Annotated in this window: 26 protein-coding genes and 1 tRNA gene; 11 read left to right on the top strand and 16 right to left on the bottom strand. The window is 65.5% G+C overall.

Features of this window, described 5'->3' with window-relative positions:
- Positions 1-23: 23 nt before the first annotated feature.
- Entirely contained in the window at positions 24-911 is an 888-nt protein-coding gene (locus PSPA7_RS11880) for a LysR family transcriptional regulator (protein ID WP_003152975.1), read from the top strand.
- Positions 912-1,122: 211 nt separating this feature from the next.
- On the opposite strand, the gene PSPA7_RS11875 is transcribed toward PSPA7_RS11880, so the two are convergent.
- Positions 1,123-1,443, bottom strand: a complete 321-nt coding sequence (locus tag PSPA7_RS11875; protein ID WP_012075381.1) for a hypothetical protein — start codon at positions 1,441-1,443, stop codon at positions 1,123-1,125.
- Positions 1,444-1,807: 364 nt separating this feature from the next.
- On the opposite strand from PSPA7_RS11875, the gene PSPA7_RS11870 reads away from it, so the two are divergent.
- Positions 1,808-3,085 carry an OprD family porin gene (locus PSPA7_RS11870; protein ID WP_003152979.1) on the top strand — a complete coding sequence of 426 codons (1,278 nt, stop codon included), beginning with the start codon at positions 1,808-1,810 and terminating at the stop codon, positions 3,083-3,085.
- 159 nt (positions 3,086-3,244) lie between these two features.
- Positions 3,245-3,607, top strand: a complete 363-nt coding sequence (locus PSPA7_RS11865; RefSeq protein ID WP_012075380.1) for an Aq_678 family protein — start codon at positions 3,245-3,247, stop codon at positions 3,605-3,607.
- A gap of 24 nt (positions 3,608-3,631) precedes the next feature.
- Here the strand turns inward: PSPA7_RS11865 and PSPA7_RS11860 are convergent, their stop codons facing one another.
- Together PSPA7_RS11860 and PSPA7_RS11855 are read right to left on the bottom strand one after the other, a co-directional pair.
- On the bottom strand, positions 3,632-3,976 hold the full coding sequence (locus PSPA7_RS11860) for a cupin domain-containing protein (protein ID WP_003152983.1): 345 nt from the start codon (positions 3,974-3,976) through the stop codon (positions 3,632-3,634).
- 111 nt (positions 3,977-4,087) lie between these two features.
- Positions 4,088-4,297, bottom strand: a complete 210-nt coding sequence (locus tag PSPA7_RS11855; RefSeq protein ID WP_003152985.1) for a hypothetical protein — start codon at positions 4,295-4,297, stop codon at positions 4,088-4,090.
- 271 nt (positions 4,298-4,568) lie between these two features.
- On the opposite strand from PSPA7_RS11855, the gene PSPA7_RS11850 reads away from it, so the two are divergent.
- Positions 4,569-4,757 (top strand): hypothetical protein, encoded by a 189-nt coding sequence (locus PSPA7_RS11850; protein WP_003152987.1) that lies wholly within the window; start codon positions 4,569-4,571, stop codon positions 4,755-4,757.
- Positions 4,758-4,767: 10 nt separating this feature from the next.
- On the opposite strand, the gene PSPA7_RS11845 is transcribed toward PSPA7_RS11850, so the two are convergent.
- Positions 4,768-4,980 (bottom strand): hypothetical protein, encoded by a 213-nt coding sequence (locus PSPA7_RS11845; RefSeq protein ID WP_003152988.1) that lies wholly within the window; start codon positions 4,978-4,980, stop codon positions 4,768-4,770.
- Positions 4,981-5,313: 333 nt separating this feature from the next.
- On the opposite strand from PSPA7_RS11845, the gene PSPA7_RS11840 reads away from it, so the two are divergent.
- On the top strand, positions 5,314-6,006 hold the full coding sequence (locus tag PSPA7_RS11840; protein ID WP_003152990.1) for an alpha/beta hydrolase: 693 nt from the start codon (positions 5,314-5,316) through the stop codon (positions 6,004-6,006).
- Between the two features lie 49 nt (positions 6,007-6,055).
- Here the strand turns inward: PSPA7_RS11840 and PSPA7_RS11835 are convergent, their stop codons facing one another.
- The 4 genes from PSPA7_RS11835 to PSPA7_RS11820 form a co-directional block, all read right to left on the bottom strand.
- Complete coding sequence (locus PSPA7_RS11835; RefSeq protein WP_074197211.1) at positions 6,056-6,955, bottom strand: Dyp-type peroxidase; 900 nt, start codon at positions 6,953-6,955, stop codon at positions 6,056-6,058.
- A gap of 546 nt (positions 6,956-7,501) precedes the next feature.
- Entirely contained in the window at positions 7,502-7,912 is a 411-nt protein-coding gene (locus PSPA7_RS11830) for a nucleotide triphosphate diphosphatase NUDT15 (RefSeq protein ID WP_003152997.1), read from the bottom strand.
- Positions 7,913-7,928: 16 nt separating this feature from the next.
- Positions 7,929-8,708, bottom strand: coding sequence for a PhzF family protein (locus PSPA7_RS11825; RefSeq protein WP_012075376.1), 780 nt, complete (start codon positions 8,706-8,708; stop codon positions 7,929-7,931).
- A gap of 78 nt (positions 8,709-8,786) precedes the next feature.
- Positions 8,787-9,026, bottom strand: a complete 240-nt coding sequence (locus tag PSPA7_RS11820; RefSeq protein WP_033998134.1) for a hypothetical protein — start codon at positions 9,024-9,026, stop codon at positions 8,787-8,789.
- 349 nt (positions 9,027-9,375) lie between these two features.
- Here PSPA7_RS11820 and PSPA7_RS11815 point away from each other — a divergent pair, with 349 nt between their 5' ends.
- Complete coding sequence (locus PSPA7_RS11815; protein ID WP_003153004.1) at positions 9,376-10,401, top strand: diguanylate cyclase; 1,026 nt, start codon at positions 9,376-9,378, stop codon at positions 10,399-10,401.
- 7 nt (positions 10,402-10,408) lie between these two features.
- Here the strand turns inward: PSPA7_RS11815 and PSPA7_RS11810 are convergent, their stop codons facing one another.
- Both PSPA7_RS11810 and PSPA7_RS11805 read right to left on the bottom strand, forming a co-directional pair.
- Positions 10,409-10,618, bottom strand: a complete 210-nt coding sequence (locus PSPA7_RS11810; protein ID WP_003153005.1) for a hypothetical protein — start codon at positions 10,616-10,618, stop codon at positions 10,409-10,411.
- A 64-nt stretch (positions 10,619-10,682) separates the two neighbouring features.
- A complete protein-coding gene (locus PSPA7_RS11805) occupies positions 10,683-11,159 on the bottom strand; it encodes a GNAT family N-acetyltransferase (protein WP_171941864.1) in 477 nt (158 codons plus the stop codon).
- Positions 11,160-11,250: 91 nt separating this feature from the next.
- Between PSPA7_RS11805 and PSPA7_RS11800 the strand changes: the two genes are divergently transcribed.
- Complete coding sequence (locus PSPA7_RS11800; RefSeq protein ID WP_003153009.1) at positions 11,251-11,421, top strand: hypothetical protein; 171 nt, start codon at positions 11,251-11,253, stop codon at positions 11,419-11,421.
- A gap of 106 nt (positions 11,422-11,527) precedes the next feature.
- Here PSPA7_RS11800 and PSPA7_RS11795 read toward each other — a convergent pair whose 3' ends face one another.
- Positions 11,528-12,049 carry a hypothetical protein gene (locus tag PSPA7_RS11795; RefSeq protein ID WP_012075374.1) on the bottom strand — a complete coding sequence of 174 codons (522 nt, stop codon included), beginning with the start codon at positions 12,047-12,049 and terminating at the stop codon, positions 11,528-11,530.
- Between the two features lie 122 nt (positions 12,050-12,171).
- Here PSPA7_RS11795 and PSPA7_RS11790 point away from each other — a divergent pair, with 122 nt between their 5' ends.
- Entirely contained in the window at positions 12,172-12,858 is a 687-nt protein-coding gene (locus PSPA7_RS11790; protein WP_012075373.1) for a polysaccharide lyase family 7 protein, read from the top strand.
- A gap of 107 nt (positions 12,859-12,965) precedes the next feature.
- On the opposite strand, the gene PSPA7_RS11785 is transcribed toward PSPA7_RS11790, so the two are convergent.
- Positions 12,966-13,042, bottom strand: a tRNA-Val gene (locus PSPA7_RS11785).
- A gap of 183 nt (positions 13,043-13,225) precedes the next feature.
- Between PSPA7_RS11785 and PSPA7_RS11780 the strand changes: the two genes are divergently transcribed.
- The gene (locus PSPA7_RS11780; protein ID WP_012075372.1) at positions 13,226-14,509 is read left to right on the top strand and encodes an NAD(P)/FAD-dependent oxidoreductase; all 1,284 of its coding nucleotides are present in this window, start codon (positions 13,226-13,228) and stop codon (positions 14,507-14,509) included.
- Between the two features lie 51 nt (positions 14,510-14,560).
- Here PSPA7_RS11780 and PSPA7_RS11775 read toward each other — a convergent pair whose 3' ends face one another.
- The 3 genes from PSPA7_RS11775 to PSPA7_RS11765 all read right to left on the bottom strand — a co-directional run bounded on the left by PSPA7_RS11775 (position 14,561) and on the right by PSPA7_RS11765 (position 16,956).
- Positions 14,561-15,514 carry a formate/nitrite transporter family protein gene (locus PSPA7_RS11775; RefSeq protein ID WP_012075371.1) on the bottom strand — a complete coding sequence of 318 codons (954 nt, stop codon included), beginning with the start codon at positions 15,512-15,514 and terminating at the stop codon, positions 14,561-14,563.
- A 78-nt stretch (positions 15,515-15,592) separates the two neighbouring features.
- Complete coding sequence (locus PSPA7_RS11770; protein WP_138009470.1) at positions 15,593-16,462, bottom strand: PA2778 family cysteine peptidase; 870 nt, start codon at positions 16,460-16,462, stop codon at positions 15,593-15,595.
- 95 nt (positions 16,463-16,557) lie between these two features.
- Positions 16,558-16,956: a PA2779 family protein gene (locus tag PSPA7_RS11765; protein ID WP_012075369.1), complete on the bottom strand. Its 399-nt coding sequence runs from the start codon at positions 16,954-16,956 to the stop codon at positions 16,558-16,560.
- Between the two features lie 407 nt (positions 16,957-17,363).
- Between PSPA7_RS11765 and PSPA7_RS11760 the strand changes: the two genes are divergently transcribed.
- Both PSPA7_RS11760 and PSPA7_RS11755 read left to right on the top strand, forming a co-directional pair.
- A complete protein-coding gene (locus PSPA7_RS11760) occupies positions 17,364-17,708 on the top strand; it encodes a helix-turn-helix domain-containing protein (protein WP_041025328.1) in 345 nt (114 codons plus the stop codon).
- Positions 17,705-18,046: a PA2781 family protein gene (locus PSPA7_RS11755; protein WP_003157651.1), complete on the top strand. Its 342-nt coding sequence runs from the start codon at positions 17,705-17,707 to the stop codon at positions 18,044-18,046. The genes PSPA7_RS11760 and PSPA7_RS11755 overlap by 4 nt, the downstream gene beginning before the upstream one ends.
- Positions 18,047-18,056: 10 nt before the next feature.
- Here PSPA7_RS11755 and PSPA7_RS11750 read toward each other — a convergent pair whose 3' ends face one another.
- Positions 18,057-18,830 carry a coniferyl-alcohol dehydrogenase gene (locus PSPA7_RS11750; RefSeq protein WP_003157650.1) on the bottom strand — a complete coding sequence of 258 codons (774 nt, stop codon included), beginning with the start codon at positions 18,828-18,830 and terminating at the stop codon, positions 18,057-18,059.
- Between the last annotated feature and the right edge of the window lie 47 nt (positions 18,831-18,877).

Raw genomic sequence — 18,877 nt, 5'->3', positions numbered from 1 at the left:
GATTTATTGAAAGGAGAGCTGCCATGAACTTTTCCAGCGATACCATCCAACTCTTTCTCGCCGTGCTCGAGCGCGGCTCCTTTTCCGCCGCCGCCCGCGCCCTGGGCAAGGTGCCCTCGGCGGTGAGCATGGGCATCGCCAACCTGGAGGCCGAGTTGGGCTTCGCCCTCTTCGAGCGCACCCATCGCGAGGTCCGCCCCACGCCGCTGGCCCAGGCGCTGGCGCCACAGGCGCGGAAGATCGCCGAGCAACTCACCCAGTTGCAGGTGCATGCGGTGGAACTCTCGCAGGGACTGGAAAGCCGCCTGTCGCTCGGCGTGGTGCCGGACATCGCCACCGACCGGCTGTTCGGCGCCATCCGCACCCTGGCGGAGCGCTATCCGTTGCTCGACATCGAGGTGCTCAACGCGCCCCGGGACGATGTCCTGGCGCTCCTCCATGCCGGCCGCGTCAGCCTGTGCCTGGCGTTCGCCGGGGTCAGCGTGAACCCGCAGGAGCGCTTCCAGTACGTCGGCGCGGAGTCACTGGTGGCGACCATCTCGCCACGCCACCCGGCCCTGCAGAGACCGGACCGTGCGTTGTACCTGGAGGAACTGGTGAACCTCCGGCAGATCCTGGTGGCCAGCTGCGACCTGCCGCTGGCCGACACCCGCCCGCTGATCTCCGCCACCTGCTGGCGTACCGACAGCCTGGCCACGGCGCTGGAAATGGTCGAGGCCGGGATCGGCTGGGGCAACTTCCCGTTGTCCCGGGTCGCGCCCTTGCTCGCGGAGGGAAGGCTGGTCCGGCTGGATTTCAGGAATACCAAGAACGAGCTGAAGCTGCCGGTCCACGCCATCTGGTTGAAGAACCAGCCATTGCGGAAGGCCGCCCTGGAATTGGTGGGAATGCTCGCCACCCGCCCCGCATGAGGCGAAACGCAACCTCGTCACAGAAAAAACGAGAAGAAGCTCGCGAATCGCCGAACAGACCACTGCGCGGGCGCCCCTGGCTTGATCTCGGTCAAGCGCGGGCGGGCGCCGAGGCCGATGATCGAGTCGCGGCCATCCTCCGTTTGCGGCCGTAGAGCTCCGGACACTTCATGCTAGGGGGGCCGGAGCTCTTTTCATCCGCCCGTGCGCTTCAGGAGCAACTCCTGGCCGCATCGATGAAGGCGCCACGGGTCACCCAGGCCTGCCGGTCGTGGACCCTGACCAGGCTGCCCCGCTCCGCCGGCCGCACTTCCAGCCACTGGCCGGCATCGGCCAGGCGATAGCCGCCACCCTCCTCCACCAGCGTCACGCCGGGCGCCTGGCGCTGCCACTTGGGCAACACGCAGGCGGCGTATTCCTGCGGCGCCTTTGCGCTATGGGCGGACAGCGCCGCGGCCTCGCTTCCGGGTTGTTGCGGCGTCGCGCAGGCGCTCAGCGCCAGGGCCGCGAATACTGCGATGAGGAGTTTCATGCCATGTTCCTCTTTGTCGATCCGTTCACGATTCGACGGTATCACCGGCAAAAGCGAGAACTGCAGCGACTTCGAGGCATGGTACTTATCGATAAGGTTGATATTGCGGGAACATGACGAAGCGATCCGGCAAACCCCGATTCAGAGCCTATCAGCCGGTATTTCATTGCACTTTGGTTATTAGCAAATGACTCGAAGCTTTCTTGGTTCGAACAATGTTCTGGTATTGTTGCGCCGCCAACGGGAGAAACAAGAAACCAGAACCGCCACGCACGGTAAATGGGACAAATGACTCCCGTGCACTTCGAACCTTGCGCTTCCTGAAAATTCAGCGCACATCAAGCCAACAACCAGGAACAATAAGATGTTGAAGAAAAGGATTTGCCTGCTGGCACTGGGCATCGCGACGGCAAGCCAGGCGATGGCCAATGACCAAGAAGCAGCAAAGGGGTTTGTCGAGGACAGCCACCTCGATCTGTTCTTCCGCAATGGCTATATCAGCCGTGACTACAAGCACGGCCGGCAGGACAAGGCCGAATGGGGTCAGGCCGCCACTGCCACCTTCACCTCCGGCTTCACCCAGGGGACGGTGGGCGTCGGTGTCGACGTGTTCGGCCTGTACGCGGTCCGCCTGGACGGCGGCAAGGGTCGTAGCGGCGCGGCCGGCATCGACTTCTTCAAGCAGGGCGACAGCGGCTCCGCGGCGGACGACCTGTCCAAGGGCGGCGCGGCGGTGAAGTTCCGCATCTCCAACACCGTGCTCAAGTACGGTGACCAGATGCCCAGCCTGCCGGTCCTCAGCTACGACAACTCGCGCCTGCTGCCGGAAAGCTACAGCGGCACCCTGATCACTTCCAAGGAGATCGAGGGCCTGGAGCTGAACGCCGGTCGCTTCACCGCGGAGTCCCGCAAGAGCGCCGAAGGGCGCGACAGCGGCGGCCTGAAGAGCATCAACGTGTTCGGCGGCAAGTACGCCTTCACCGACCACTTCAACGCCTCGCTGTACGCTTCCGACGTCGAGGACGTACTGAAGAAACAGTACATCAACCTGAACTACACCATCCCGCTGCAGGCCGACCAGTCGCTGAACTTCGACTTCAACGGCTACCGCACCAAGCTGGACAGCGACTTCGCCGACCAGAACTTCAACGGCAACCGCGACAACAAGATCTGGAGCCTGGCGGCGTCCTACACCATCGACGCCCACACCTTCATGATCGCCCACCAGCGCAACACCGGCGATACCGGCTACAACTACGGCTGGTACCAGAACGCCGGCGGCATCGGCGACGGCGGCACCACCATCTGGCTGGCCAACTCCTACTGGTCGGACTTCAACGCCGAGGACGAGCGCTCCTGGCAGGTCAGCTACGCCCTGGACTTCGCCAAGTACGGCGTGCCCGGCCTGACCTACCGCGTAGCCTACGTGCGCGGCGACAACATCAAGACCGCCGAGACCAGCAACGGCAAGGAGCGCGAGATCTTCAACCAGGTCCAGTACGTGGTGCAGAGCGGTCCGGCCAAGGACCTCACCCTGCGTCTGCGCAGCTCGTTCCTGCGCGTTTCCAACGATGCCCGCTCGTACAACGACGACGGCAACGAAATCCGCGCCTTCGTCGAGTATCCGTTCAGCGTGTTCTGATCGATCCCGCAAGCGCGGCGAGAACCCCGGGCCTCTGGCCCGGGGTTTTCTTTTTTATGCGTTTCGTGCGCGAGTTCAACCTTATGCGGCGACAGCCCACGCGACCGACCACCCGGTGATAGCATCCGATCTCGTTTGCTACTGGTTATCGATTGCGCAATGCCGTTCCGGAAATTCCTTCTCCTCCTCCTCGGCCTGCTGCTCGGCGGCTGCGGCCCCAGCGTCAGCTACTCCTACATTCCGCCGTCCAGCGAGGCCGGCCTGCACTGCGTCAGCCAGTGCAACGCGGAGAAACGCCAGTGCAAGACCCTGGCCAAGCTCCAGCAGCGCCAGGACGAGGCGCTCTACCAGGCGCAGACCAGCGCCTACAACTACTGCATGCAGAACAGCGACAAGAAAAAGCGCAAATCCTGCCCCTACCCGCAACGCAACTTCGACTTCGGCGACGATTGCCAGGACGAGTACCGCAGCTGCTACCAGTCCTGCGGCGGCACCATCCGCCGCATCGTCCACCAGGACTGAGGCGCTCCGGGCCGGCGCTTGGCGTCAGGCGAAGACGAAGTACTTGCGCACCGTCTCCACCACCTCCCAGGTGCCACGCAGGCCCGGTTCGATGACGAACACGTCGCCCGCCCTGAGGTGCACCGGCTGCTCGCCTTCCGGGGTGATGATGCAGTAGCCGTCGAGGAAGTGGCAGAACTCCCAGCGTTCGTAGTTCACCTCCCATTTGCCCGGCGTACAAATCCAGGTGCCCATCAGCTTGCTGCCGTCCGCCGAGGCGTATGCGTTGAGGTTGACGGTATGCGGATCGCCGCCGATCCGCTTCCACCTGGTGGCATCCAGCACGGGTACGGGACAGGTATCGCGCAGTACGGTGATGAAATCTGACATGGTCGCTCCGGGGAGGCAGTGGATGAATGCCCCACCATAGGGCCATGTGCAGTGTGCCGGTTGTCTGGAGTCGACATCCGCCTAGCTGAAAGCGCTAGCCAGCCCGGCCGCTCAGCGGTGCCTGCCGCCCAGGGCCGCCAGCAGGTCGCAGACCATGATCAGCAACAGCATCGGCACGGCAAACGGGAAAAACGCCAGCGCCGCATACTCGTAGGCCTGTCCCGTCCACCACAGGCAGAGGCTGGCGATCGCCACCAGCAGGAAGCTGGCGACCACGATGAGCTTGCACAAGCGCGAGGCGAACCTGAGCGTATCGTCCACGGCGGACCTCCTTCGACGATTCCCCCGCAGTCTGCCGAAACCGCTCTGTCCCGGCGGTGACGCACGAATGACGATTCGGACAGAATTGTTACGCCAGTAGCAAAACTTCATTCCATTCTGTTAGCTGGCTAATCAAATTGGCGCTTGATATCGTCTCTTTCGCCAGATCCCCAAGGCCTGGCAAATGTCCCTTGTACAGGCCATTACCAACCCTCCCCCCGCTTGGTAATGGCCTTTTTTTCCACCCCTCTTCGTCGCGCATGGAGGTCGCATGCCACGCCTCGCCCTGTTCCTGGGTGTGCTGCTGCTCAGCGCCTGCGCACAACCCTCCGCTCCGAATTCGCTGGTCGAGGAATCGTTTTCCCGCAGCGCCAGCGAACGCCAGTTGGAGGAGCTGAACCGCCAGGGCCTGCCCTACGAGCAGTACCAGTTGCGCCGCCAGCGCATCCGCGGGCGCTGAAGCCGACCGGCTAGCTGCGCTTCTTCGGCACCACCGCCCGCACTGCCTCGCAGACCACCAGCCCGACCATCAGCGGGATCAGCAGCGGCAGGATCGACATCGAGAGGTTTTCCACCCCCGAACTGAGCAGGAACGGAAACTGGCTGAGGAAGGCGACCATCAGCAGACTGAGCACGATCAGCAGACCGTAGAGGCATGACGCCAGTTTCAGAGCTTTTTCCATGATCGGGTAGAAGGTGAAGGATTCGGAGGCAAATCTACCCGCCGCGCTCCTTCTGGATGGCAAGAAGCAAGATTTTTTCAGATTCATGCACCTGGAAAAGACGCGAACCCGACCGACCGATCACCCCTCCATGCCCGTCGCGACAACCCGATCGGCCGGGTCCGGACCTGCAACATAGCGCTACACCGGCAGGTCGTCTCCTACCGGAACGCGCAGTTGTGCTTTTTCGACGAACGCCATCGTTCCCCCGCTATCGCGCATGCCTTCCCGCCCCGTATGCTCTTCGTGCCATGACCCATGGCAAGCCATCCTCACCCATACGGGAGCACTACGATGAGCAACCTGCCTACGATCATCCTGGTCCACGGTTTCTGGGGCGGCGCCGCCCACTGGAGCAAGGTCATCCTCGAGCTCAAGCGCCTCGGCCACCACAGGCTGCATGCCGTGGAACTGCCCCTGACTTCCCTGGCCGACGATGCCGAGCGCACGCGCAAGATGATCGCGCAGCAGGACGGTCCGGTCCTGCTGGTCGGCCATTCCTATGGCGGCGCGGTGATCACCGAGGCCGGCAACCAGCCGAACGTGGTCGGTCTGGTCTACATCGCCGCCTTCGCTCCCGACAGCGGCGAAAGCCCCGGCGCGATTACCCAGGAGCACCTGCCCCAGGCCGCGCCGAACCTGGAGCCGGACAGCGACGGCTACCTCTGGGTGAAGGCCGACAAGTTCCACGAAAGTTTCTGCCAGGACCTCGACGCCGACGAGGGGCTGGTCATGGGCGTCACCCAGAAGGCGCCGCTGGCCAGCACCTTCGGCGATACCATCGGCACCCCGGCGTGGAAGAACAAGCCGTCCTGGTACCAGGTCTCCAGCGCCGACCGCATGATCGCGCCGGCCAACCAGGAACGGATGGCGGCCCGGATCGCGCCGAAGAAGATCATCACCCTCGACGCCAGCCATGCCTCGCTGGCGTCGCGGCCGAAGGAAGTGGCGGCGTTGATCGACGAAGCGGCGCTGGCCAGCGCCTGACCGACGCGAGGGAAGCGGAGGCGGCCCGCACCGGGCCGCCTCCACGGACTCAGAGTCCCAGCGCGGAAAGGTCGAGGCGGCCGCCGGCCATCGGCGGACACCAGAAGTAGCTGCCACTGATCGGCCGGGTGAAGCGGAACAGGCCATCGAGCACCCCGTCTTCCACGCCGACCATCCGCAGCCACTGGACCTCGAAGGCTTCGAACGAGTGGCCGAAGGCGGCGAACAACAGGCCCGCGCGGTTCGCGTCGGACCAGGGCGCGCCACGACGCAGGAGGAAGGCGGCGGGCTCGAAGCTTTCCTGCTCGGTGCGCTTGACGTGGGCATAGGCCGGCGCGTCTTCCAGCTCTTCGTCGTCGGACTTGCGACGGCCGATGATGTTGTCCATCTCCGCGCCGGGAATCGCCTGCATCCGGTCGAAGTCATGCAGCCACTGCTGGACGGCGACGAAGCTGCCGCCATCCAGGCCGGCGCCGCGCCCCGCGACCAGCGCGGCCTCGAGCGCCGCATCACCCTTGGGATTCTCGGTGCCATCCTTGTAGCCGGAGAGATCGCGGTCCTCGCCATAGAGGAATGCATCCACCGCGGCGGTCCGCTCGAAGGCCGGCGCCAGCAGGCGCTCCAGCGCGTGCGAACGCAACGTTACCTCGCCGCGGTCCTCGCCGCGCAGCCAGCACCACAGCGCCGACGGCGTGGACGGCAGATCGAGGCCGGCGACGGGAACGATCGGGTAGTCCTTCATGCCCTCGACGCGCTTGCCGAGGCTGAGCATCAGCGAATGACCGATACCCACCACCAGCTGGAAACCGTCGGTGGCCTCGGCCAGACGGGCCAGGGTCGCGGCCACCAGCTCGGGTTGGGAAATGCTGAAAAACAGGTAGCGACCCACCACCGGAATCGGGGTGAGAATGCCTTGCTGAGCCGCGCTCATGTTGCCTCCATCTATCATCAGGCCGGGCGTCGCCGTGACGACGCACCTTCGATCTCGTTCTGGTTCGAGCAATGCTCAGTTCCGGCGCCGGACAAGCGAAGCGGCGCCGAATACCCGCGCATCCTAAACCGGCGCAACGCCGGAAACCACTCGAAGACCGGGAAAGCCCGGAAGATGGAGCCTGTGGCGCTCAGAACTCCATCGGCATGAGCCCGACCACCAGGCTGGCGACGGCCAGGGAGAACACCAGCAGGGCCCTGGCGAGTTCGAGATGATGGACGTTCATGGGCGCACCTCGGGAGGGAAAGCCTGATGGTAACCGGCGAACATTGCAGTTGTGCAATGCTCGCCGAGGCCGCCCTCGACATGGCCTTTCCCGGGCCGGCCAGCACGGCATCCCCTTCGTCGAGCGACTCGCGCCCAGGCCGACGGCGCGGCGGCCTAGCAGTTCGAACAGGCTCCTCTTGCCGCCGTTGCGCACTGGCCTATGCTCAGGGTGTGTGCGAACCCCAAGGGTATTTCCCGACCAGCTCCCCCGCGGTCGGGATTTTTTTTGCCCGCCGTTCAGCGCCCCGCAGCGAAGGGCGAGTAGCCTCGCTGGCGCAGGCTCGCCAGCGGCGCGAACAGCGGTTGTGGCAGATCGTCCCAGTCGAACCAGGCCCAGCCCTCGCACTTGTCCGGTTCCATGACCTGCGCCTGCGCGTCTTCCGCGCAGGCGGCGAGGATGAACACGGTGAGGTAGTGACGGCCTTCGAACAGATCGTTGCTGAACGGACCATGGCGCAGATCGCTCAGCGCCAGGCCGGTTTCTTCCAGGGCCTCGCGTCGCGCGCAGTCCTCCGGCGTCTCGCCGAACTCCAGGTGCCCGCCCGGCGCCGACCAGCTACCCGCGCCATGGCTGCCCTTGCGGCGTCCGAGCAGGACCCGGCCGCCGCGCATGATCAGGACGCCCACGCCAACTTGCGGTGTCGCCATCACCACGCTCCCGGGGTCAGAGATAGAGCGTGCCGCTCATGTACAGCGCCGCCGTGCCGGAAATGACCACCCGCTCGCCGAGCACCTCGCACTCCAGGCGGCCCTTGCGTGCCCCGCCCTGCTCGGCGCTCAGTCGGGTCTTGCCCAGTCGCTGCGCCCAGTACGGCGCCAGCGAGGTGTGCGCGGAACCGGTGACGGGGTCCTCGTTTACGCCGACGTTGGGACCGAACCAGCGCGAGACGAAATCGAAGCGCCGGCTTCGCGCGGTGACAGCCACGCCACGGCAGGGCAGGCCCTTCAGGCGGGCGAAGTCGGGCGCCAGCGCGGCGACCGCGTCCTCGTCGCCGACCACCACCAGGTAGTCGTCGGTCTTCAGTACCTCGGCCTCGGCGATGCCCAGCGCCTCCAGCAATCCAGCCGGCGCCGCGCAGGGCTGTGGCTGCCTGGCCGGGAAATCCATCGCCAGGCGTTCGCCGTCGCGGCGCACGCGCAGCTCGCCGCTACGGGTGGCGAAGCGCAGCACCGGGGAACTGTCGCCGAGCTTGTGGATCAGCACCCAGGCCGTGGCCAGGGTCGCATGGCCGCACAGGTCCACTTCGACCTGCGGGGTGAACCAGCGCAACTGGTAGTCGCCGTCGCGGCCGACGACATAGGCGGTTTCCGAAAGATTGTTCTCTGCGGCGATAGCCTGCAGGCGCTCGTCGTCCAGCCAGGCCTCCAGCGGGCAGACCGCCGCCGGATTGCCCTGGAAGGGCCCCTCGGCGAAGGCGTCAACCTGGAAGATCGTCAATTCCATATTCCGGACTCCTGTGTCGATGGGCTGCGCACCTTAGCAGCCAGAGCTCGACCGGGACAATGCCGCGCCGGCTCCCGCTCAGATCTGCCGGATATCCAGCAACGCCCAGACCTGGTAGCCCAGGCGCTTGGCTTCCTTCTCCGCCTCGAGCTGCGCGGTGACCTTGCTGATGGAACGCGAGCGATGCTCGAAACGCAGCGGCAACCCCGCCCCGCCCTTGCGCACGCTGAGTTCGACTATGGTGTAGCGGACCGGCTGACTGGCCTCCGCCCGGGCCTTTTTCGGCCGTGTTTCGACAAGGCCCAGGGCCTTGCGCATTTCTTCTTCCGAATAGATTTCCTGCACGCATTCACCCAGATCGAATAAAACCCGCAAATGCTATTAGCTCGCGACCGCACTTGCCAGACGTACTTGCCAGAATAGTCGGCGAAGCCGGTCACACATCGACGCGAAAACGGCGCCTACCAGATCGCGCAGCTTCGCAGAAGCCGCCACCGACATAAGCTGTGGGCGCTGTACATCCCTGGATCCTTTCCCGGCCTGCTCCATGCGGCCGGGATTTTTTTCGCCCTTTCCGACCGCCACGCGCCTGCCTTGGCCTCCATGACTGGCCTTTGCGTTTTCTGGCGGCTATACCGAAAGTCTCCCCCGCCGCCCAGGATCCAATATGCTCGCCTGCCCCATCCCCCCCGATGAAACCTTGCGCCAGAAGGCTCTCGACGACATGGCGGTGGTCGATACGCCCGCCGAACATTACCTGGATGCCCTGGTGGAACTGGCGCGGGAAACCTTCGCGGTGAAGACCGTGTTGGTCAGCCTGATCGACCACGACCGCCAGTGGTTCAAGGCCCGCACCGGTCTGGATGTCGAGCAGACACCTCGCGACCTGTCGTTCTGCGCCCATGCCATCCTGGCCAGCGAGCCGCTGATGGTGACGGACGCCTCCAAGGATCCGCGCTTCCACGACAACCCATTGGTCAGCGGACCGCCCTTCATCCGCTTCTATGCAGGCGAACCCCTGCACGCCAGCAATGGCCAGGCCATCGGCACGCTCTGCCTGCTCGATCCGGCTCCGCGCCTGCTGGACCTGCGGGAAAGTCGCCAGTTCAAGCGCCTGTCGATCCTGGCCGAAGGCTATCTGCAGCTTCGCAGCCTCACCGAACATACTCGTTTCCTGCGCCAGGAAATCGGCCGAGAGCAACGCAGGTCGCTGCTCGATCCCCTTACCCAACTGTGGAACCGGGCCGGCTTCGATGCATTGCATCGGCATGAACTGGAACTGGCGCAGGCCAACGAGCAGAACGCCGGCATCATCTACAGCGACATCGACCACTTCAAACGCATCAACGACACCTACGGACACAAGGCCGGCGACACCGTCCTTCGCGAGGCGGCCTCGCGACTGCGCGCGGCGCTACGCCCGGAGGACCTCCTGGCGCGCTTCGGCGGCGAAGAGTTCGTGGCGCTGGTACGGGTCCGCGACCACCTCGAGTTGAGCGTCGTCGCCAATCGCATCCGGGAACTGATGGAAGCGACGCCCATCGATTGCGCCGGCACCCCTGTAACGATGACCATCAGCGCCGGCTGCACCCTGGCCAGGCACGCCGAGGAACTGGAGCGGTCGCTCGCCCGCGCCGATGCGGCGCTGTACGAGGCCAAGCGTGGCGGACGCAACCGGGTGGTCAGCGCCTGACCGGCGGCTAGTCCAGCCCTGCGCAATCCGCGCAGACATGGAAACCATCGGCATCGGCCGGCACCAGCAGCGCATCGCAATACTCGCAGAGGCGAGTGACGCACGCATCGGGCTCGTCTAGCGCGCCGACGGCATCGACGTCGCGTTCATCCTCCAAATGATCGTTGTCCAGCAGGTGATCGTGCTCGGGCTCGTGGATATCGTCTTCGTCGCGCATGTTCGCTCGTCGCCTGGCTGGAAGTCGCAGTCTTATAGAGGCGGCTTCGCGCCTCGTCAATGGCTCAGCCCAGGCCCAGGCGCAACTGCGGCCGAACCCGCCCGGGCTCGCCGTCGATCGGCGCAGGGCGGGTCGCATAGCGCTGGGCACCCTGGGCGATGTAGAAGGCTTCGGCATAGGGATCGGCATCGATCCGCAAGCTCGACACGCCGGCGCTACGCGCATGCTCCGCGGCGGACGCCAGCAGACGCCGGCCGTAGCCCTTGCGCATGGCGCGCGGCGCGACCCAGAGGCTGTCCAGCTCCCACTCGGCGCCCGGCTCCGGGGTCAGGGCGAACATCCCGGCGAGCCCCTCGGCATCCTCCAGCAGGTATACCGGCCGGCCCTGGATAGCTTCCGGCGAAACATGCAATTCCTCACGCCAGGCCTCCAGCTGGGCCTGGCGGTAACCCCATACCGATTTGGCGGCGAAGGCCAGCCTGGACAGCGCCGGGGCGTCTTCGGCGCGCGCCTGGCGGATGCGCACAGGGTTCTCCCGCATGCCTTCCATTGATTCCCCCTTCTCCGTCATTGCACTAGAATCGCCCGACGCAGCGGCTGCGCGGCACCACGTTCCTTCCGTAGAAAACACCATGAGCAAACTCCAGCATATCGGCCTGTTCCTCTTCGTCCTGCTTTCCGCCGGCCTGGCGCTCGGCTACCGGGTCGACTGCGCGGATGGCAGCCACGTCGAAACCTACCTGCTGCGCGGCCTGGGCGCGAACCTGCTGGGCAGCGACCTGTGCGAGAAAAGCGGCTCCTGAAGGCGAACGGGAAGCGGCCGTCGACGCGCCGATACCACGCTGCAGCCGGCGAGGTTCCGCAAAGCCCCGGGCTCCTGTCAAGCCCGCCCGGAGCCACCCCACCCCGCTAGCCGGCCAGCTGCAGCCACAGCGAGAACACCCCCAGGGCACACCAGAAGCCGGCGAACAGAAAGGGCACGCGTCGCGAGAACAGCAGGGTCTTCTCGAAGCTTCCGCGGTTGACCTCGCGCTCGCTGAACAGCGGCGAGTCGTCATAGGCCAGGCCGATTTCCGGATCGCTGTGCAGCAGGCAGGTCTGCTTGAACTGCCAGTGGCAGATGATCTCCGACGACGCCTGGATACCCGGCCAGGCATGCAGCGAATTGACGATCCCGAGCAGCGCCAGCAGCGCTGGCACCACCAGCGTGAACAGCTCGCCCCAGGCCGGATTGAGATTGGCCATCGAGGACGCGTAGGCGATGACCAGGAACGACTGCGCCGTCAGGTAGGCGTTGGTCCGGCTGGACAGCTGGCTCGTCTCGTAATGGATTTCCCGACGATAGAAATCCAGCCGCTCCTTCGGCGAGCAGAAGATCCGGACATCGGAATCTTGCGACAACGGCGCCCCGGGCGTGATCAATCTGGACACAAGCACGACACCTCGAACGAGTGAATGGGCTTGTTTGGAAAGAACCGATCCACGCCGGTTCGGAATGTCCGACGATCGTCCGCGCGCCGGACGTCCGGCCGCCCCGAAGAGAGGAACAGAGCATGCCCGTGGATATCAGCAAGCTGACGATCACCACGCCGGTGGCGACCTCGGCGACCAACCCCCTGGCCCTGGAACTCAACGGCGCGCTGGCCGCGGCGCGCCTGCCGGAAGTCGTCTCGCTGCAGCCCGACGAAACCCTGCGTCTGTCCGCGCCGACCCGCGGCGCTTCCAGCAAGAGCACCCGCCGCACCCGCTGCGAGTGGAAGGAGCCCGGCTACTGGACGCTGGACAGCGCCGCCGTGCACCGCAACCACCAGCGGATGCGCCTGGTCAAGGTCAACGCGGCGCAGAAGGTAGTGGTGGCGCAGATGCATGTGAAGGACGACGATAGCCCGCCCATCAAGGTGTTCTGGAACAAGGGCAGGATCACCTTCGGATTCCGCGGTGCCTTCGATCAGCCGGCACCGACGAACAGCACCCTGCTGGCGAACGTGCCGCTGGCCGCCGACTACGAGGTCGACATCCAGGTCGACGCCGCCGGTAGCGCCATTGTCAGCGCCACCTGCAATGGCGCCAGCGCCACCAGCGGGCCGCTGCAACTGGAGCGCAGCTGGTTCGGCCATGCCTTCAACTTTCACGGCGGCGTCTACAACCAGCTCGACTACGACGAATCGACGCCGGCGGAGGACGGCTCGGTCTGCGTGATCAGCGAACTGGCGCTCAGCCATGGGACGCGGTCCGCGTAGCCGGCCAGGCGCCGAGCCGGTGGCAGCCCGGTATTTCCAGGCGCCAACGAAAAAGGGCGACCCTCTCGGATCGCCCTTTTCGCCCCGCCAGCAGCGCGGGATTTGTTTGGTAGGCACGATTGGATTCGAACCAACGACCCCCACCATGTCAAGGTGGTGCTCTAACCAACTGAGCTACGTGCCTGCTGATGGCGCGCATTCTACAGACCCCAAAAACACCGTCAAGCTTTTTTTTCGCTAACTCTCTGAAAAAGTGGAATTTTTATTTTCAGGGGGTGCGTTGGAAATTTTGCACGGAGGCTAGCCGGCCGATTTCGACTCGGGTAGCATCCGGGCATCCGTAAAAAATAAAAAACAGAGGTGCAAGATGCCGCACACCCCCTACCCCTCTTCCTATTACGCCGCGTCGGCCAACCCCGCGCCGCCCCGCCCGGAACTCCAGGGCGAGGTCGAAACCGACGTCTGCGTGATCGGCGCCGGCTATACCGGTCTCTCCACCGCGCTGTTCCTGCTCGAGAACGGCTTCAAGGTCAGCGTGCTGGAAGCCGCCAAGGTCGGCTTCGGCGCTTCCGGGCGCAATGGCGGGCAGATCGTCAACAGCTATAGCCGCGATATCGACGTGATCGAACGCACCGTCGGCAAGCGCGAAGCCCAGTTGCTCGGCGAGATGGCCTTCGAAGGCGGACGCATCATCCGCGAGCGCGTGGCGCGCTACGGCATCCAGTGCGACCTGAAGGACGGCGGGGTGTTCGCCGCCTTCACCGAGAAGCAGATGGATCACCTGCGCGCGCAGAAACAGTTGTGGGAACGCTACGGCCACAACCAGTTGGAGATCATGGACGCCAGGCGCATCCGCGAGGTGGTGGCGACCGACAACTATATAGGCGGCATGCTCGACATGAGCGGCGGCCATATCCATCCGCTCAACCTTGCCCTCGGCGAAGCGGCGGCGGTGGAGTCGCTTGGTGGGACGATCTACGAGCAGAGCCCGGCGATCCGCATCGAGCGCGGCGCCAACCCGGTGGTGCATACCCCGCAGGGCAAGGTGAAGGCGAAGTTCATCGTGGTCGCCGGCAACGCCTATCTCAACGGCCTGGTCCCGGAACTGGCGGCCAAGTCGATGCCCTGTGGCACCCAGGTGATCACCACCGAGCCGCTGAGCGAAGAACTGGCCCATAGCCTGCTGCCGCAGGACTACTGCGTCGAGGACTGCAATTACCTGCTCGACTACTATCGCCTCTCCGGCGACAAGCGCCTGATCTATGGTGGCGGCGTGATCTACGGCGCGCGCGATCCGGCGGATATCGAGGCGATCATCCGGCCGAAGATGCTCAAGACCTTCCCGCAGTTGAAGGACGTGAAGATCGACTTCGCCTGGACCGGCAACTTCCTGCTGACCCTCTCGCGCCTGCCCCAGGTCGGCCGCATCGGCGACAACATCTACTATTCCCAGGGCTGCAGCGGCCACGGCGTGACCTACACCCACGTCGCCGGCAAGGTGCTGGCCGAGGCCCTGCGCGGCCAGGCCGAGCGCTTCGACGCCTTCGCCGGCCTGCCGCACTATCCCTTCCCCGGCGGCAAGCTGCTGCGTGTGCCGTTCACCGCCCTCGGCGCCTGGTACTACAGCCTGCGCGACAAGCTCGGGGTGTAGCCCGGAACGACAGGAACGGCACTTTCGGGTGCCGTTTTCCCTACCTGTGCCTCAACCTTCGCTGCGGATCTGCGCATGGCTGATCAGGGCGAAGATCAGGCTGCCGCCGACGATGTTGCCGCCCAGGGTCGGCAGGGCGAACGTCAGCAGGAAATCGGACCAGCCGATCTCCCCGGCGAACACCAGGTAGCCGACCTCCGCCGAGCCGACCACGATGTGGGTGAAGCTGCCCAGCGCCATCAGGTAGGTGACCATCGCGATGATCCAGACCTTCGCCCCTTCCGCCGCCGGGATCAGCCAGACCATGGTGGCGATCATCCAGCCGGAAACGATGCCCTTGGCGAACATCTGCCCGGGATCGTTGTGCATCACCTCGCGGCCGATCTCGAGGAATGCCGCGTCCGCCGCTTCGTTGAAGATCGGCAGGTGCAGCACCGCCCAGGCGAACAGCAGCGCGCCGAGCATGTTGCCGAACAGCACCACGCCCCACAGGCGCAGCAGTTGCCAGGCCTTCTCCCGGGTCGGCTCGGTCATCAGCGGCAGCACGGCGGTGAGGGTGTTCTCGGTGAACAATTGCTGGCGCGCCAGGATCACCCCCAGGAAACCCATCGGATAACCGAGACTGCTGACCACGATCGCCCAGTCGTGCGCCGGCAAGGCCGCGCGGAACAGGCCCATGCCCATCAGCGACAAGCCGATGGTCAACCCCGCCGCCACCGCCGACCACCAGAGCGCCGCCACCGTGCGCTGCAATTCGTGCTCGCCCTGGACCCGGATCACTTCGTGCAGGACGGCGGCGCGCGGTGGCTGCTTGTCATCGATCTCGCGCTGTTCGTTGGCGGTCAGCGCGGTGGCCGAGTGGCCATCCTCCGGCTTGTTCTCCCGCTCGTCGCCCGGCGCCCCGGGCTTGCGCGCCCGCCCAGCGGCACGCCCGCGGCCCTTGCCTGCGACGCCTTTGGCGGTTTGCCGGGAACCGGCGGTGGGAGTCTGCTTGTCGTTGGCCATGCTCTATACCTGAGAGGAATCCACTCAGGTATAGAGCCGTTCCGCTGGAACAGGGTTCCGGCGCGTCGCGGTCCCGCCCTAGCGTGCGGAACCGACGGTGGCCGGACAGGCCGGCACGGCCGCGCAGTCGCTGCCCGCGGCGATCGCCCGGGGTAGCGGCGCGGCGAAGCGCGTGTCCTCCGGGCGCAGGCTCCGCGCGCAGGCTTGCGCTTCCCGCGCCGGCGCTGCGCAGCCACGCTCGGCCAGCAGCTGGGACAGGTTGAACCAACCCGCGGCGAACGCCGGCTGCCGCTCGATGCTCGCGCGCAGGGCCTGTTCGGCACCGGCGGAATCGCCGGCGCCATAGCGATTGTTGCCCAGGGCGAACCAGGCGAAGGGGTTGTCCGGCCAGCGTCGCACGGCTTCTTCGTAGGCGCGCCGGGCGACCGCCGGATGGCCGGTTTCCTCGCTGTCGCTGGCCGCCTTCAGCCAGGGCACCGCGGAGGCCGTGGCCGGCAGGCGGTCGCCCGGGAGGGTCAGCAGCGCCCAATGTCCCGCGCGTTTCCAGGTCGATTCGAAGCTGGTGAAATCGGTGACCCAGCGCCGGGTGATGCCGGAGCGCAGGACCAGCTCGCGACGTTCGCGATCGAACCCGACCACCACCGCGAAATGCCAGCGTGGCCACCAGGAGAAGGCCTGGTTCTGCAGCACCAGCACCGGATTGCCCGCCGCGACCTCCGCCAGCACGCTCTCCAGCCCGCCTTGCAGCGGATAGGCGAGCATGCCGTGGCGGCGCGCCGCGGCGACCATTTCCAGTTGCAGGCTGCCTTCGCGACCGGGAATGAACACCTCGTCCTTCAACTGTCCCGGGGTCAACCCCAGGCCGCGCTGGCCGAGCATCGTCGCCAGCGCCGCGGGACCGCACTGGTAGGCCTCCTGGGGGAAGAACGGCACTTCACCCAGTTCCATCCGTACGGGCAGCGCCGCGCTTTGCGGCGGCAGCCTCGGCGGCTGCGCGCAGCCGCCGAGCCAGGTGGCGACCAGCAGTGCCGCTGCCAGCCGCTTCAACGGTTGATGCATTTGATGAAGCTGAAGATATCCGTGGCACAAAGCATGTCGGTGATGATGAAGATCACCAGGAACAGCACGATGATGCCGATGATGCCGCCCGCGGGGGCCTGGTCCAGTTGCCGGTTGAACTGCGCCAGCTCGGCGTTGGTCAGGCTGTTGATGCGAGTCGCCACCTGGTCGCGCGGCACGCCCATGGACTCCAGCTTCTTCTGCACGCCCTGGTCGTCGAGCATCTTCAGCAATTGCTGGCGATCGAGATTGTGCTGTTGCTGCTGCATGACTTCGGCGGTGCCGATCATGGCCGCCTGGGCCACCGGCAACTGGGCGAAGGAGAATAGATGAAGCGCAGCCAGGACGGCGGCGACACGGCGGATACCTGTTGTTGTTCTCATGGGAATGACCTCTGCGTGAAACCCGGCTATTAGTCATGCGGGGCGAAGCTTGGTTCCGCATCGCCCACCGTCTCCAAGTATCGTCCCGGTCGCCGTTTTCCGCCGCCTCGACAGCGTTGCCCGCAGCCAGGGAGGCATGGCGGCCCGGCGAACCCGGGCGACGAAACGGCGCCCGCCTTTATGCAATTCGCATATACTCCCGGTCTCCACGAGGAAACCGGAGCATGCGCGATCTCGGCGACATCGACGCATATCCCCGCCGCAGCCTCGCAGGCGGCGTAGAAACCGTGCGCCGCCCCGGACGGCAGAGCCTCCGGCACAGCGAAAACTAAGGATTCCTGAGCTTCCATCTTGTCCATATTTGCCCAACCTTGAGCGGGCGGGCCAACGGGACGGGAGTTGTATGGATGCTAGGTACCCGGCTAAAAGCCGCAAGAATCAGAGCGGGATACTCGCAAAAACAGTTGGGCATGCTGGTCGGAATGGACGAGTTTTCCGCCAGCGCACGGATGAACCAATACGAACGCGAACGGCACTCCCCCAACATGCGGACTTCCCAGCAACTGGCCATGGTCCTCCAGGTCCCCATGGCCTACCTCTATTGTCCCGAGGATGAGCTGGCCGAGCTCATCCTCAAGGTGTCCAGCCTGACACCCGAATTCAAGAAAGAGCTGACGCGTTTCATCGAACAGTTGCTGGCCGCCCAGGGCGCCCTCGGCCGCCAGCCTGTACGCACAAGGAGTGAATTGTGAACAAGAGCTTGGATTCAGATTCGATAACCACCGCGATCATGGCCCTGCGGCGCCTGCGCGACACGCACCCGGAACAGTACCGGGAACTGCTGCCGCTGTGTGCCTCGGGACTGGTGGAGACCCTGGTCGGCCAGAGCGATGGCGACGACCGTCGGAAGACCGAGACGCAGAGCGAGACCATCGCCCGCTGGACCTGGCTGCAATTGCTCGGCTGGGCGCAGAACAACAGTCTCAGCCCGCAACAGATCGAAAGCCTCTACAGCATCGTCGAGGGCATCCGCAGTTGCCGGCCGCTGATGCAGGAGCGCGCCCGTCTCCTGCAACTGGCCCGCGGCTGAAACGGCGGCGCTAGAGGCCGTACCGGGTCGCCTGGAGGTGGGCGGACATGCCGCCGTCGACCGGGATGTTGACGCCCCACAGCCAGCGCGAGGCATCGTCGAGCAGGAATGCCACCACCGGCGCGATGTCTTCGGCCCGTCCGGGCCGGCCGAGGGTACGCATGTCCTCTTCGGCGCGCTCGCCCAGCGTCTGCAGGAAATCGCCGAGGATCGGCGTATCCACCGGCCCCGGGCTCACCGCGTTCATGCGGATCCCGCGTTCGCGCCAGGTCCAGCGGTTCTGCAGGGTCCAGGCCAGCAACGCCTCCTTGCTGAAGAAATAGCTGCGCGGGCTGCCGATCCCCTCGCGCCGGGCGAATTCGCCGACCTCGTCGAAATCCAGGTTTTCCGCGGCACGTATCGACTCCAGCGCGTCCGGCCAGCCGACCCCGGCCAGCGATGCCAGGTTGACGATCGCGGCGCCATTCGCCAGGCGCGGCACTACCTGCCGCGTCAGGTACTTCAGTCCCACCAGGTTGACCCGCAGCACCGCCTCCACCGGTTGCGTCGGCGGCACGCCGGCGATGTTGGCCAGTCCGTCGAGACCTTCCGGCAACTGCCGGACCAACTCGTCGATGCTCTCGCCACGTCCAAGGTCGGCGCCGATGAAGGATTCCAGCTCGATCCTCGGCGGTCGGACATCCACTCCGATCACCCGCGCGCCGGCGGCTCCCAGCAACGCCGCGGTGGCTTCGCCGATTCCGGAGCTGACGCCGGTCACCAGAAAACGCTTGTCGTGCAACATCGCTTACCTCCCAGGGCAACGAAGGCCGGCGCGGCGCGTCGGCCAGG

It is taken from the genome of Pseudomonas paraeruginosa PA7 (genome assembly GCF_000017205.1).
Lineage (GTDB): Bacteria > Pseudomonadota > Gammaproteobacteria > Pseudomonadales > Pseudomonadaceae > Pseudomonas > Pseudomonas paraeruginosa.
Note: the sequence above shows the minus strand (reverse complement) of the source record. Positions and strands in the feature narration are given on the sequence as shown.